Origin of the sequence: Candidatus Pelagibacter sp. Uisw_101, assembly GCF_047727615.1 — a bacterium.
Classification (GTDB): Bacteria; Pseudomonadota; Alphaproteobacteria; order Pelagibacterales; family Pelagibacteraceae; genus Pelagibacter.
This window is the reverse complement of sequence record NZ_CP159821.1, coordinates 1109063-1122502: the sequence shown is the minus strand read 5'-3', so window position 1 is coordinate 1122502 and position 13440 is coordinate 1109063. Positions and strand designations below refer to the sequence as shown.

Sequence of the window (13440 nt, the reverse complement as noted above, 5' to 3'; positions counted from 1 at the left end):
TTATTCGTGAAAAAAGTTATATATCTTTTTTGCAACTTTTTCCTCAACACCTTCAACTGATTTAATCTCATCAAAACTAGCAGATTCTACAGATCTAGCAGAGCCAAAGTGGTTCAATAAGGCTCTTTTTCTAATCGATCCAATACCATCAATTTGATCTAATAATGATTTTGTAATTCCTTTTGCTCTTTTTGTTCTATGAGAGGTGATAGCAAACCTATGTGCTTCATCACGCAGTCTCTGCATGAAGAAGAGGGTAGGGTCATTCTTATCGAATTTAAATGAATTTCCCTTATAGAAAAAAGTTTCATCACCGCTATTTCTTAATTTACCCTTAGCAATAGCGATCATAGGAAGATCATGTAAGCCAAATTCATCCAATACTTCTTTGGCAGATGAATATTGACCTTTACCACCATCAATTAATATTAAATCAGGAAGAGTTAAATAATTTCCTTTTTCTAACATCGCTCTTTTAAATCTCCTAGTAAGAACTTCTTTTAACATTGCAAAATCATCTTGTTCAGCACCCTTTGTCTTGATGTCAAATTTTCTATATCTTTTTTTAACAAATCCTTCATTTCCAAAAGTAATCATAGCGCCTACGCTATTGGTTCCTGAGATATGGCTATTATCATAAACCTCAACTAAGTTTAGGCTATTTTTAAGATCAAATTTTTTAGCCACACCTTCAAATAAATTTTTATTATTATTTGTTTCATAAATTTTTCTATTAAGTGATTCTTTGGCATTTTTTTCTGCCATAGCAATCACTTTAGCTTTAGTTCCTTTTTTTGCTATATTAATAGAAATTGTACTACTTTCTTTTTTACTTAATGTTTCTTCAATTAGTTTCCTGTCCTCAATTTCTGTATTAATAATAATTAATTTTGGAACATTCTTATTTTCGTAAAATTGCATCAAGAAGGAGGACATTATTTCAGATATGTCTTGGTCAGGATCATGTTTTGGAAAATAAGCTTGGTTGCCCCAATTTTGTTTGGATCTGTAAAAAAATACCTGAATACAGGTTTTGCCAGATTCTTTATAGGCAGCAATTACATCAGCATCAACTAGATTGGCTTCATTAATTCTTTGTGACGATTGAATTATATTTAAGGATTTAATTCTATCTCTAAAAATAGAAGCTCTTTCAAAATCCAGCTTTTCGCTGGCTTCCTCCATTTGTTTGGATAGATTTTTTTGTATATCTCTTGATTTACCCGATACAAACTGAATTGCTTGATCTACTGATTTTTTATAATCTTCTTTATCAATATAATCGACACAAGGACCAGAACATCTTTTTATCTGATAAAGAATGCAGGGTCTTTTTCTATTTTTGAAGGTGCTATCATCACAAACTCGAATTTGAAATATTTTTTGAAGCATCTTAATGGTCCAATTTGCAGTTCCTGCTGAAGCAAAGGGTCCAAAGTAAAATCCTTCTTTATCTTTTTTCCCCCTATGTTTTGTAACTTGTGCCCATTGGTCTTTATTACTGATGAAAACAAATGGAAAAGATTTGTCATCTTTAAGCAATATATTGAATTTAGGTTTATATTTTTTGATTAAATTAGCCTCTAAAAGAAGTGCTTCACTTTCATTGGCAGTAGTCGTTATCTCTAACTTAAAAGTTTGAGAGAGCATCCTTGCTGTTCTGATGATATGATTTTTTTCGGCCACATAGCTCTTTAATCTATTGGGCAGGTTTTTTGCTTTACCTACATATAAAATCACATCTTTATGATCGAGCATTCGATAAACTCCAGGACTTTTAGGAATTAATGGGAGCTCTTTTCTAATTACGTCTTTGCCTAATTCAGAGCTTTTCATGACTTCTTTTTTTGGTAATTTGGATACCAACAGAGGCACATTCTTTTATAATTTCTAATTTTTCAATCTGAAGCATTATCTTGCCAATTCGTTTATCTTTAAATAATACATCAAAAACATCTTCTGCAAGTGTTTCTAAAAAATTATAATGTTTTTTTTTTGCAAGCTTTGTAATTAATTTTACAACCTGACCATAATTAACAATAGACTTTATATCCTTGTCATTTGTTGGTTTTCTATCCTCATAATCAATTTCTAAACTGAATTTTACTTTTTGAGTTTTTTCTTTCTCAAAATCATAATATCCAAGTTTTAAATCTAAAATTAGTTCTTTAATAAGAATTTTTTTTTCGTAATTAAACAAACTTTTGTTCTTATCAATTTTTACAATATTCAAATTATTTTTTTTCATTCTTTTCCAATTACATCTGGTGTTTGCCAGTTTAAACTTTGTCCACTATCTATTGCTATTACTTGACCTGTAATTGAACTGTTTTTGATAAAAAAGTCAACAGCAGAACATATGTCTTTTACATTTACCTGCTGTTTTAAAGGGGTTGCTAAGTACTGCTTTTTAAAATGCATGTCAGTTTGTCTTTTATTTTTAATAGTTGGTCCAGGTGCAATTCCATTAACTCTTATGTTTGGAGCTAATTCCATAGCACTAGTTTTTGTAAGAGTGTAAAGCCCTGTTTTACTTAAAGTGTAAGAAAAGAAAAAGGGAGTTAACTTAAAAACTCTTTGATCTATTATATTTATAATATTGTTATTTTTACCTTTAACATTTTTTGAAAATTCTTTTGTAAGATATGCAGGTGCTTTTAAATTTACATCAATATGTTGGTTCCAACTTTTAGAAGAAAAATTTTTAAGACTGTCATTTTCAAATAACGAAGCATTATTAACTAAACAATCAAAGTATTTTAACTTTAACTTTGAGAATTTTATAATTTTTTTTAAATCTTGTTCTTTTGCAAGGTCACCTTTTACCAAGTAAACTTTTGTTTTATTTTTTGACAATTCTTTTTGTAATTTTTCAGCTTCAGATTTAGACTTATTGTAATGAATAACCATTTCAACTCCTGGGCCTGAGAGTTTCTTTGCAATAGCAGCACCCATTCTTGTTGCGGCTCCAGTGATAATTATTTTGTTTGCTTCCATTTTTTCTTACCTTTTTGTGCTCTTGTACCAGGTAAGCCCATTGTTGATCTACCTTTTGGATATGTTCTATTTTCCTGGTTATAGTGTTTTATTTTTGGGTTTAAAACAATTTCTAACTCTGATGCTTCTAAATTTCTTATTTCATCTCTAATTTTACCAGCTTCTTCAAATTCAAGGTTTGTGGCTGCATCCTTCATTCTTTTGTTGAGCATCTTTAAGTGTTTCTTTAAATTTCCACCAATATTGTCTCCAGTACCTACTTTTAAATAATCCTTGTCATAAACATTCTGCAACACATCACTGATTTCTTTTTTGATAGAGACAGCATCTATATTATGCTTTTTATTATAGGCAACTTGAATTGCTCTTCTTCTATCAGTTTCCTGTATAGCTTTTTTTATACTTTTAGTTTCTTTATCTGCATAAAGAATAACTCTTCCTTCTAAGTTTCTTGCAGCCCTTCCAATAGTTTGAACTAAAGAAGTTTCAGATCTTAAAAATCCCTCTTTATCAGCATCTAAAATTCCAACTAATGCACACTCTGGAATATCTAGTCCTTCTCTTAAAAGGTTAATTCCCACTAGGACATCGAAAACACCAAGCCTTAAATCCCTCATGATTTCAATTCTCTCTAACGTGTCGATATCGGAGTGTAAATATCTAACCCTAATACCATTTTCATGAAAATATTCTGTTAAATCCTCAGCCATTTTCTTAGTCAATGTAGTAACCAATACTCTAAAATTTTTATCTATTGTTTTTTTGCACTCATGCATCAAGTCATCAACTTGATTTTTGGCAGGTTTTATCTCAACAGGTGGATCAATTAGACCAGTAGGCCTTATTATTTGTTCAACAAATTTACCTTTAACTTGTTCTAATTCCCAGGGGCCTGGTGTTGCTGATACAAAAACTGTTTGGGTTCTCATTGCATCCCATTCTTCAAATTTAAGAGGTCTATTGTCCATGCAAGAAGGTAATCTAAAACCATATTCAGCAAGATTACTTTTTCTAGATCTGTCTCCTTTGTACATACCATTTAATTGGGGAACTGTTACGTGGCATTCATCCACAAAAATAAGAGTGTTGTCAGGAAAGTATTCAAATAGAGTCGGAGGTGGTTCTCCTGGTTTTCTTCCAGATAAAAAACGAGAATAGTTTTCAATACCTGCACAAGACCCTGTTGCTTCAATCATTTCTAAATCAAACTTAACTCTTTCTTCTAATCTTTGTGCTTCAAGTAATTTATTTTGTTCTTTAAATTTTTTTAAAGTTACTTCTAATTCTCTTTTAATTTTAATAATTGCTTGTTCGATAGTTGGTTTGGGCGTGATGTAATGACTATTAGCATAAACTTTTATTACATCTAAATCTTGTATTAGATCTCCTGTTAAGGGATCAAATTCTTCTATTTTTTCTAATTTATCACCAAATAAACTTAATCTCCATGCTCTATCTTCAAAGTGTGAGGGAAATATTTCAAGATATTCTCCTCGAGCTCTAAAAGTTCCTCTATAAAAACTCTGATCATTTCTTTTGTATTGTAAATTTACTAAAGTTTTTATTAGTTGCTCTCTGCTGTATTCATAATCTTTCTTTAAACTCAACGTCATTTTGCTGTACGCCTCAACAGAACCCAGACCATAGATACAAGAAACACTTGCAACAATAATTACATCATCTCTCTCTAATAGTGATCTAGTAGCTGAGTGACGCATACGATCAATTTGTTCATTAATGGATGCTTCTTTTTCAATGTAAGTGTCAGACCTTGGAACATAAGCTTCTGGTGTATAGTAATCATAATAAGATACAAAATACTCAACGGCATTGTCTGGAAAAAAAGATTTCATCTCTCCATAAAGCTGTGCAGCTAGTGTTTTGTTAGGAGCAAGTATTAGAGCTGGTCTATTAGTTTTTTCAATTACTTGGGCCATTGTAAAAGTTTTTCCAGAACCTGTTACACCAAGCAAAACTTGGTTTAACTCTTCTTTATTTGCACCCTTAACTAGTTGTTTTATTGCTTCTGGCTGATCACCGGCAGGTTTAAAATCTGTAACAAGTTTAAATTTTTTTCCACCTTCTAGTTTCTGGTGAATTTCAGGATTTTTACTCTGTATATCTGTAATTAAATCTTGATAAGTATTTTGCATTATCTATAAAACTATTAGAATAAAAATATATTTCAATGAGCATTATATCAGACAGTCTAAAAAAGATTAAACCATCACCAACTATTGCTGTAACTCAAAAGGCAAGAGAGTTAAAAGCTGCTGGAAAAGACGTAATAGGTCTTGGGGCAGGTGAGCCTGACTTTGATACTCCAGATAATATCAAACGAGCGGCTATAAAAGCCATTAATGAAGGTGATACCAAATATACAGCCGTTGATGGAACTGCTGCCTTAAAAGATGCCATAGTTAAAAAATTTAAAAGAGAAAACAATTTAGACTACACAACTGATCAAATCACAGTTGGTGCTGGTGGAAAACATGTAATTTATAATGCCATGATGGCAACCCTAAATGAAGGGGATGAGGTTATAGTTCCCGCGCCTTATTGGGTTTCTTATCCTGACATGGTTTTATTAGCTGGTGGAACTCCAATTATTTTAGAGTGTAATGAAAAACAAGGATTTAAAATTAATCCAGCTGAATTAGAAAAATCTATAACACCAAAAACAAAGTGGATAATATTAAATTCACCATCAAATCCAACGGGTGCTTGTTATACTGAAGGAGATATTAAAGAAATCGCAGATGTTTTAGTAAAACATCCTCACGTGCATATTTTAAGTGATGATATTTATGAACACGTAACATACGAAGGTTTTAAATTTTTTACTATTGCACAAATTGATAGCTTGAAAGAAAGAGTTCTTACAATGAATGGAGTAAGTAAAGCTTACTCAATGACTGGCTGGAGAATAGGTTATGCGGCTGGTCCTAAAGAAATTATTAAAGCAATTGCTAAAATACAATCGCAATCAACAACCAATCCATCTTCAATTAGTCAAGCTGCAGCTGTTGAAGCTTTAAACGGAACTCAAGATTTTATTAAAGAGAGAGCAACTTCATTTCAAGAAAGAAGAAATTTTGTTGTTAAAGCATTAAATGAAATAGATGGAATTGAATGTTTAAATCCAGATGGAGCATTTTATGTTTTTCCAAGCTGCAAAGGGTTAATTGGAAAAAAAGATACAAACGGTAAAGAACTTAAGACAGATACTGATTTTGTTCAGTCTTTATTAGAGAATAGTGGTGTAGCAGTTGTTCAAGGTTCAGCATTTGGTTTAGAGGGTTTCTTTAGAATATCTTATGCAACTTCTATGGAAAATCTTAAAAAAGCTTTAGAAAAAATATCTTCTTTTTGTAAAAGTCTTAACTAGGTTTTTGCTTTCCCCACATCTCAAAATATTTACCTTTTTCTAGCAATAAACTCTCATGCGTCCCTTGTTCAATAATAGCACCCTGATCAAGAACAATAATATTATCAGCATTTGCAGCTGTAGATAGTCGGTGAGCAATTATTAAAGTTGTTTTACCTTTAGAGACATTTTCTAGATTTTTTTGAATTTCCTTTTCTGTACTAGTATCTAATGCAGATGTCGCCTCATCAAAGAAAAATATTTTAGGATTTTTTAGAATAGTTCTTGCAATAGCAACTCTCTGTTTCTCACCACCAGATAATTTCAACCCTCTTTCTCCTACAATTGTTTCATAACCATCCGGTAAAATTGTTATAAAATCATGTATATCTGCATTTTGGGCTGCACTAATAACCTCCTCTTTAGTAGCACCAGTATTACCGTAAGCTATATTATAATAAATTGTGTCATTAAATAAGACAGTGTCTTGTGGGACTACACCAATAATTTTTCTTAAAGAGTTTTGAGAAATTTTATTTACATTTGTATTGTTAATAAAAATATTTCCCTCTTTTGGATCATAAAACTTGAATAACAGCCTACTTATTGTTGATTTACCAGCACCAGTTGGTCCTACGATGGCTACTTTTTTTCCATTAGGAACGGTAAATGAAATATTTTTAATGATAGTTCTTCTTATATCGTAATCAAAACTAATGTTTTCAAATCTAATTTCTGCATCGTTACTTTGGGGTATATCCTCAAGATCATCATTTGTTGTTGGGGCAACTTCTAATAAGCTAAACATGTTTTCCATATCGGTTAGTGCTTGTCTAATTTCTCTATAAACAGAACCTAACCAATTCAATGGCTGATATAATTGGAGCATGTAGGCATTAATTACAACAAACCCACCAATATTAATCTCTCCACTTTTGATCCCGTAAACTGACATTACCAACATAATAGTAATACCCACCATTATGATAAATGTTTGGGCTATGTTTAATAGTGAAAGAGAATGTCTACTTTGATTTGCTGCTAACTCATATTCTTCTAATGATTGATCAAGTCTATTAGCTTCAAAGGCCTCATTGTTAAAATATTTAACTGTCTCAAAGTTCAATAAACTATCAATCATCTTAGTGCTGACATCGTTATCAGCTTGGTTCATTCTTTTTCTAAATACATTTCTCCATTCAGTAATCTTAAAAGTTAAGAAAGAATAAAGACCAATAGTTACAAGTGTTACAACAGCATACCATGGGCCATATAGATAAAATAAAATCCCAGAAACCAAGAACACTTCAAAGAAAGTAGGGGCAATATTAAACAAGACATATCTTAGGAGAAAGTCTATTCCTTTAGTTCCTCTGTCTATATATTTTGCTAGTGCACCTGTTTGTCTATTTAAATGAAATTGTAAAGATAGATTGTGAAGATGTTGGAACATTGTCAAAGATATTTGTCTAATAGAATGTTGGGAAACTTTTGAAAATAAGGCGTCTCTAATTTCAACAAATGTGAAAGCAATTACTCTTGTAACACCATAACCAACTACTAAAGCTATTGGTACCAGCATAAATAAATTAATACCTGAACTTAATTCTGTCAGAGAGTTTACCGCACTACCCAATACTAAAGGAGTGCTAACACTTGCTATTTTTGCTAAAACTAAAGCAACAACTGCAAAACTAACTCGTATCCTTAAATCTTTTCTTTTTTTAGGCCACAAATAAGGAAGCAACAGTTTAAAAGTCTTAATGTATTTACCCTTTTTCACAATCTAGATATAACTGATTAGTAATAATTTGTTACAAGCAAATTAGACCTTATAATGAATTAAAAAAAGATATTTTAACTAAATAAACAATAAGGAAATATAAATGTTAAGTGTATATTTGGCAGGTGAAATTCACAGTAATTGGAGAGAAGAAATTATTCAACTTTGTGAAAAAGAGAAATTAGATGTTAAATTTACATCTCCCGTAACTGACCATGAGGCCTCTGACAATTGTGGTGTAGAAATTCTAGGAGCAGAAGAAAAAATTTTTTGGAAAGATAGAAAAGGTGCTAATATTAATTCCATTCGAATCAAAAAATCTATTCAAGATTGTGATGTAATTATTGTTAAGTTTGGAGAAAAATTTAAGCAATGGAATGCAGCTTTTGATGCAGGTTATGCTACAGCACTTAATAAATCTATGATTGTTATTCATAACGATGATCATCAACATGCCCTTAAAGAAGTGGATGGCTCTGCTGCTGCTGTTGTGTCAGATCAAAAACAAGCTTTTCGTATATTGAAATATATATTGGAAGGTTCCTTAAAGTAATGAAAACAGCTTTGTTATTTGGTTCATCTGGCTTAGTTGGACGGCATCTTCTTAATCAATTAATTAAGGATATTAATTATTCTAAAATAAAATTATTTGTTCGTTCAGTTCCTGAAATTAGCGATCCAAAAGTAGAGATTATTAAGACTGATTTTAGTAATTTACAAAATCACAAAGAAGATATCAAAGGAGATGATTGTTTTGTTTGTATTGGTACAACAAAAAAAAATGCACCTGATAAAGATGAATATAAAAGGGTTGAACTTGATATTCCTAAAGAAATTGCAAAAATTGCAAAATCAAATTTGGTTAACTCATTTATCTTTGTCTCTGCATTATATGCAAACCCCAAGAGTTCGGGAGACTACGTAAGATTTAAAGGATTAGTTGAAGAAGAATTAAAAGAACTTAATTTTCCAAAACTTGGAATAATGAGACCATCTTTTTTAATAGGTAATAGAAAAGAAAAGAGAGCAAGTGAAACAATATGTATCTTTGTTTTTAAGTTACTTTCTCCATTACTTTTAGGTCCTTTAAAGAAAATGAAACCTATTCATTCCGAAACAGTTGCAAGAGCAATGATAGCTGTTATTCAAAATGATATTCAGCAAACTATTTTTGAGTCTAACGAGATATCAGAAATAAGTAGTTAGTATTTTTAAACTAATCCAAGTCTAATTACTGAGTTCCCAGCATCTACAATACTATCTTTTGCAGGTTTAAATTTCATACCCAATAAATCTTCAGAATATGAAGTGTCAGTCTGCATTAAAATTCCAAGATCAGGCAACATAATCTTTACAGAAGAATCTAAGTAACTGATCAATTTAACCATAAAATTTGGCATTTCTTTTTTTGGAAGTTTTTTTGCATACTTTGGAAATGCTTCAGCCATAATTTTAGAAACTTCGAGCATTTTTTTTACTTCTGAACCAATAATTAAACGTCTTCCATTAACCTTGGGATTTTTTATAGATAAAACATGTGCTCTTGCTACATCTTTTACATCAGAAATTAATATTCCAAAATTTGGCGCCATAGGATATTTTCCTTTAAGGAAAAGTTCAACATAGCTAGTTGAGGTATTTGTTTTTTTATCTAAAGCATCACCAAAAACTCCTCCTGGATTAATTACAGTTAATTTGTCTTTTAAGCCTTTGCTTTCCATTAATTCCCATGCAGCTTGTTCAGCTTTTGTCTTTGATGTGGTATAGTCATTTGATCCACTCCAATCAGCATCCGACCAATCACCTTCCCCAAAAGTATATGGGTTTGTTCTGTTAGGTTTTTTAAACATGGCTACTATTGACGAAGTAAGAATTATCTTTTCAACATTAGCTTCTATACCAGCATTTAAAACTCTTAACGCCCCACCTTTAGCAGCTGGAACTAAAGCTTCTCTATTTCTTGAACTTTTCATAGGGTAGGGAGAAGCAGTATGTATAATATATTTACAATCTTTAGCAGCCTCAACCCAACCATCATCTTTTAATAAGTCCAATTCAACAAATGATAATTTATCTGTTGAAACATATTCGCTTAGAGTTTTCTTTGTTTTATCTAATGAGTTTTGGCTTCTAACAGTTCCTAAAACTTCATATCCAGAATTTAATAATTCAATTGCTATATGTTTTGCTATCCAGCCGCTTATTCCAGTTAATAATACTTTATTTGTCATTTTGTTATTCCTTTTTAATTAAATTTTTGTTTTAGTACATATGGACATAAATAATCTTTTATCAACTAATTATAAGCTTACTAGTCACTTCACAGTTACTTAAATAATGACTGGTCATTTTTTGTTATTAGTTTACAAAAGAGATGTGGAAAAAATTAATCAAAAACAATCATGTCCTTTTTCAAACGTTATGGAATTATTAGGAGGAAAATGGAAAATTTTTATTATTGCAAGAATCTATGAAAATAAGAAAATCAGATTTAATGAGCTTAGAAAAATAGTAACTAATATCAGCTCCCAAGTTTTGGCAAGAAAACTTGATGAAATGAGAAAAGATGGTTTGGTTGTTAAAATTATTAATAAATCTCAAAACGTAGATTATAAGTTAAGTGAATTCGGAAATTCAGCAATACCAATAATATCTGCTTTAAAAAAATGGAGCCTAGGTAGAAAAAAAGAAATTTCTAAAATAGTGAATATTTAAGTTAGTGAGATAAGAATTTTTCAGCTTCAAGTGCAGCCATACAACCCATTCCAGCAGCAGTTACAGCTTGTCTAAATGTTTTGTCTTTAACATCACCTGCAGCATAAACACCAGGGATATTAGTTTCTGTTAAATCTGGTTTAGTTAATAAATAACCTTCTTTATCCATATCTAATTGATCTTTAAAAAGAGCCGTTGCTGGATCATGACCAATTGCAATAAATAAACCATCTATTTTCATTTCTTCAATTTTATTTGTTTTAAGATTTTTAACTTTAATCGCTGTAACATTTTTAGGTTCGCTATCCCCAATAACCTCTTCAACAGCACTATCCCAAATTATTTCAATTTTTTTATTTGCCATTAATTTTTTTTGAAGTAATTTTTCTGCTCTTAAAGTATCTCGTCTATGAATTAGTTTTACCTTCGATGCAAATTTTGTAAGAAACATTGCCTCTTCTACAGCTGCATTTCCACCACCAACAACTGCCACAACTTTTTCTTTAAAGAAAAAACCATCACATGTTGCACACGCTGAAACACCAAAGCCTCTATATGCTTGTTCTGATTCTATATTTAACCATCTTGCCTGAGCACCTGTTGAAATAATTATACTATCTGCAGTATATTTTTGTCCACTATCACCAACTGCTTCAAAGGGTGTAGATTTTAAATTTACTGATCCGATATGATCTTCAATCATTTCTGTACCAACTGCTTTTGCTTGGTCTCGCATTTGATCCATTAACCATGGACCTTGAATTACATCTGAAAATCCAGGATAGTTTTCTACATCTGTTGTTGTAGTTAATTGTCCACCAGGTTCAGAGCCGTATACTAAAACAGGGCTCAGCATTGCTCGGGCAGCATACACAGCTGCTGTATAGCCAGCTGGACCTGACCCTATTATTAACACTTTTGTGTGTTTAATTGGATTTTCACTCATGCAGAAGTTATATAAGGATAAATGACAAAATTAAAAGGGATATTATTGACTGAGGGTATGCATGGCATGATTAGTCAAGTAGAGGGTTTGGCTAAAGCTTTGGATATAGATTTTACACACCATAAGGTTGAACTAAATCATTTATGGAAATTAATTCCACCAAATCTTAGCCCTGTTTCACAGACCGTGTTTAAAAAAATTGATCATGATGATTTTGATGTGATTATCTCCTGCGGACGAAAAAGTGTTATTCCATCAATTCATTTAAAAAAAACATCAAATAAAAAAGTATTTAATATCCATATTCAAGATCCAAAAGTAGATTTAACTCATTTTGATTTTATTGTAGCTCCAGAACATGACGCAATAGAAGGGTCGAATGTTGTTACTACAAAAGGAGCAATTCATTATCTTACAGAAAATGAGATAAGTGAAAATAAAGATTATCTAAATTCATTTATTAAAAAAGATGAAAGAAAAATTTGGACCTTAATAATGGGTGGTCCCACCAAGTATTATGATTATTCAACTAAAAATATGAAACATATTTTTACAGCATTATATAAATTGTTAAAAAAACATGACTTCCAACTTGTGGTAATTCCTTCAATGAGAACACCAATAAATACTATTCATTATGCAAAAGAATTTTTTGGTGAAAATCACACAATAGTAATGGATGTTGATAAAAAAGCCTACCTATCAGCCTTAGCAATTTCTGAAAATATTATAGTTACATGCGACTCTAGCTCTATGATTTCAGAAGCAGCCTTGACTGGTAAACCAATCTATATAGCTAGTATTTTGCCTAAAAAAAATGACAAAAGATTTCAAAGATTTAGAAATTTATTTAGAGAATTAAACATAACTAGAAATTTAGGAGAAGAGATTGAAAATTGGTCCTATCCAAAACTTGATGAAACTAATAGAGTAGCAAGTATTATTAAACAAAAAATAAATTCTTGATGTCATTTTTAAGTTCAATTCAAAACCAATCTAAAAAACATAAATTTCCTTTTGATCACTGGGAGTATGATGATGCACTTACTGATGGGGCAATAAAAGAAATTACTATTGCAGATATCCAAGATGTAACTAAACATAATTTAAATTATGATGGCACTCGAGCAATAGATGGAGGTGCTGCTGAATTTAGAGAGGGGATAGCATCAGGTGGTGAAGCAGTAAAATTTAGATGTTTTGTATCAAAAGAAAATGAAAAACAATTTCCAAACCTAGTGAAATTTATTAATGAACTACAATCCAAAGAAGTTCATGAAACTATCTCAAAAATGATCAATAGAGATTTATCTAATTCATATGTTAGACTTGAGGTTATTTGTGATCGAGAGGGTTTTTGGTTAAAGCCTCATTGTGATATTAAAGAAAAACTAATGTCAGGGTTAATATTTGTTAATAATACCAATGAATCTGAGGAACTTGGAACAGATTTTTATAATGAGAAATTAGAAAAGGTAAAAACTGTGCCTTACAAACATAACTATGGTTATCTTTTTACAAGTGGACCCAACACTTGGCATGGTATGGAAAAGAAGACAATAGTTAAAGAAAGACGATGTCTTCAGGTTAACTATGTAACTTTCCCAACAGATTGGAAAGTAGCTTAGTCAA

Annotated in this window: 13 protein-coding genes; 6 read left to right on the top strand and 7 right to left on the bottom strand. The window is 31.1% G+C overall.

Annotated elements, in window-relative coordinates:
- The 4 genes from uvrC to uvrB are packed head-to-tail and all read right to left on the bottom strand — an operon-like array spanning position 1 to position 5150.
- Positions 1 to 1836: an excinuclease ABC subunit UvrC gene (gene uvrC / locus ABXT48_RS05990; RefSeq protein WP_415302829.1), complete on the bottom strand. Its 1836-nt coding sequence runs from the start codon at positions 1834 to 1836 to the stop codon at positions 1 to 3.
- The gene (locus ABXT48_RS05985) at positions 1823 to 2248 is read right to left on the bottom strand and encodes a dihydroneopterin aldolase (protein ID WP_271505226.1); all 426 of its coding nucleotides are present in this window, start codon (positions 2246 to 2248) and stop codon (positions 1823 to 1825) included. Before ABXT48_RS05985 ends, uvrC begins: the two co-directional genes overlap by 14 nt.
- Positions 2245 to 2997 (bottom strand): SDR family oxidoreductase, encoded by a 753-nt coding sequence (locus ABXT48_RS05980; RefSeq protein WP_415278013.1) that lies wholly within the window; start codon positions 2995 to 2997, stop codon positions 2245 to 2247. The genes ABXT48_RS05985 and ABXT48_RS05980 overlap by 4 nt, the downstream gene beginning before the upstream one ends.
- A complete protein-coding gene (uvrB, locus tag ABXT48_RS05975) occupies positions 2979 to 5150 on the bottom strand; it encodes an excinuclease ABC subunit UvrB (protein WP_415278012.1) in 2172 nt (723 codons plus the stop codon). The genes ABXT48_RS05980 and uvrB overlap by 19 nt, the downstream gene beginning before the upstream one ends.
- A gap of 35 nt (positions 5151 to 5185) precedes the next feature.
- On the opposite strand from uvrB, the gene ABXT48_RS05970 reads away from it, so the two are divergent.
- Complete coding sequence (locus tag ABXT48_RS05970; protein ID WP_415286103.1) at positions 5186 to 6385, top strand: pyridoxal phosphate-dependent aminotransferase; 1200 nt, start codon at positions 5186 to 5188, stop codon at positions 6383 to 6385.
- Here ABXT48_RS05970 and ABXT48_RS05965 read toward each other — a convergent pair.
- Positions 6378 to 8147 (bottom strand): ABCB family ABC transporter ATP-binding protein/permease, encoded by a 1770-nt coding sequence (locus tag ABXT48_RS05965; protein WP_415286102.1) that lies wholly within the window; start codon positions 8145 to 8147, stop codon positions 6378 to 6380. The genes ABXT48_RS05970 and ABXT48_RS05965 overlap by 8 nt on opposite strands.
- Before the next feature lie 103 nt (positions 8148 to 8250).
- Between ABXT48_RS05965 and ABXT48_RS05960 the strand changes: the two genes are divergently transcribed.
- On the top strand, positions 8251 to 8700 hold the full coding sequence (locus tag ABXT48_RS05960; RefSeq protein WP_415286101.1) for a YtoQ family protein: 450 nt from the start codon (positions 8251 to 8253) through the stop codon (positions 8698 to 8700).
- Positions 8700 to 9353 carry an NAD(P)H-binding protein gene (locus tag ABXT48_RS05955; RefSeq protein ID WP_415302827.1) on the top strand — a complete coding sequence of 218 codons (654 nt, stop codon included), beginning with the start codon at positions 8700 to 8702 and terminating at the stop codon, positions 9351 to 9353. Before ABXT48_RS05960 ends, ABXT48_RS05955 begins: the two co-directional genes overlap by 1 nt.
- Positions 9354 to 9358: 5 nt before the next feature.
- On the opposite strand, the gene ABXT48_RS05950 is transcribed toward ABXT48_RS05955, so the two are convergent.
- Entirely contained in the window at positions 9359 to 10378 is a 1020-nt protein-coding gene (locus ABXT48_RS05950; protein ID WP_415286098.1) for an NAD-dependent epimerase/dehydratase family protein, read from the bottom strand.
- A gap of 106 nt (positions 10379 to 10484) precedes the next feature.
- On the opposite strand from ABXT48_RS05950, the gene ABXT48_RS05945 reads away from it, so the two are divergent.
- On the top strand, positions 10485 to 10862 hold the full coding sequence (locus tag ABXT48_RS05945; RefSeq protein ID WP_415302825.1) for a winged helix-turn-helix transcriptional regulator: 378 nt from the start codon (positions 10485 to 10487) through the stop codon (positions 10860 to 10862).
- 1 nt (position 10863) lies between these two features.
- Here the strand turns inward: ABXT48_RS05945 and trxB are convergent, their stop codons facing one another.
- The gene (gene trxB, locus ABXT48_RS05940) at positions 10864 to 11808 is read right to left on the bottom strand and encodes a thioredoxin-disulfide reductase (protein WP_415286095.1); all 945 of its coding nucleotides are present in this window, start codon (positions 11806 to 11808) and stop codon (positions 10864 to 10866) included.
- A 21-nt stretch (positions 11809 to 11829) separates the two neighbouring features.
- Between trxB and ABXT48_RS05935 the strand changes: the two genes are divergently transcribed.
- Positions 11830 to 12774, top strand: a complete 945-nt coding sequence (locus ABXT48_RS05935; protein ID WP_415286093.1) for a mitochondrial fission ELM1 family protein — start codon at positions 11830 to 11832, stop codon at positions 12772 to 12774.
- Positions 12774 to 13436, top strand: coding sequence for a hypothetical protein (locus ABXT48_RS05930; protein ID WP_415286091.1), 663 nt, complete (start codon positions 12774 to 12776; stop codon positions 13434 to 13436). Before ABXT48_RS05935 ends, ABXT48_RS05930 begins: the two co-directional genes overlap by 1 nt.
- The last annotated feature ends 4 nt before the right edge of the window (positions 13437 to 13440 follow it).

Excerpts from the sequence above, each read along its gene's own strand:
- uvrC (WP_415302829.1), bottom strand. The coding sequence starts at position 1,836 with ATGAAAAGCTCTGAATTAGGCAAAGACGTAATTAGAAAAGAGCTCCCA.
- ABXT48_RS05985 (WP_271505226.1), bottom strand. The coding sequence starts at position 2,248 with ATGAAAAAAAATAATTTGAATATTGTAAAAATTGATAAGAACAAAAGT.
- ABXT48_RS05980 (WP_415278013.1), bottom strand. The coding sequence starts at position 2,997 with ATGGAAGCAAACAAAATAATTATCACTGGAGCCGCAACAAGAATGGGT.
- uvrB (WP_415278012.1), bottom strand. The coding sequence starts at position 5,150 with ATGCAAAATACTTATCAAGATTTAATTACAGATATACAGAGTAAAAAT.
- ABXT48_RS05970 (WP_415286103.1), top strand. The coding sequence starts at position 5,186 with ATGAGCATTATATCAGACAGTCTAAAAAAGATTAAACCATCACCAACT.
- ABXT48_RS05960 (WP_415286101.1), top strand. The coding sequence starts at position 8,251 with ATGTTAAGTGTATATTTGGCAGGTGAAATTCACAGTAATTGGAGAGAA.
- ABXT48_RS05955 (WP_415302827.1), top strand. The coding sequence starts at position 8,700 with ATGAAAACAGCTTTGTTATTTGGTTCATCTGGCTTAGTTGGACGGCAT.
- ABXT48_RS05950 (WP_415286098.1), bottom strand. The coding sequence starts at position 10,378 with ATGACAAATAAAGTATTATTAACTGGAATAAGCGGCTGGATAGCAAAA.
- ABXT48_RS05945 (WP_415302825.1), top strand. The coding sequence starts at position 10,485 with ATGACTGGTCATTTTTTGTTATTAGTTTACAAAAGAGATGTGGAAAAA.
- trxB (WP_415286095.1), bottom strand. The coding sequence starts at position 11,808 with ATGAGTGAAAATCCAATTAAACACACAAAAGTGTTAATAATAGGGTCA.
- ABXT48_RS05935 (WP_415286093.1), top strand. The coding sequence starts at position 11,830 with ATGACAAAATTAAAAGGGATATTATTGACTGAGGGTATGCATGGCATG.
- ABXT48_RS05930 (WP_415286091.1), top strand. The coding sequence starts at position 12,774 with ATGTCATTTTTAAGTTCAATTCAAAACCAATCTAAAAAACATAAATTT.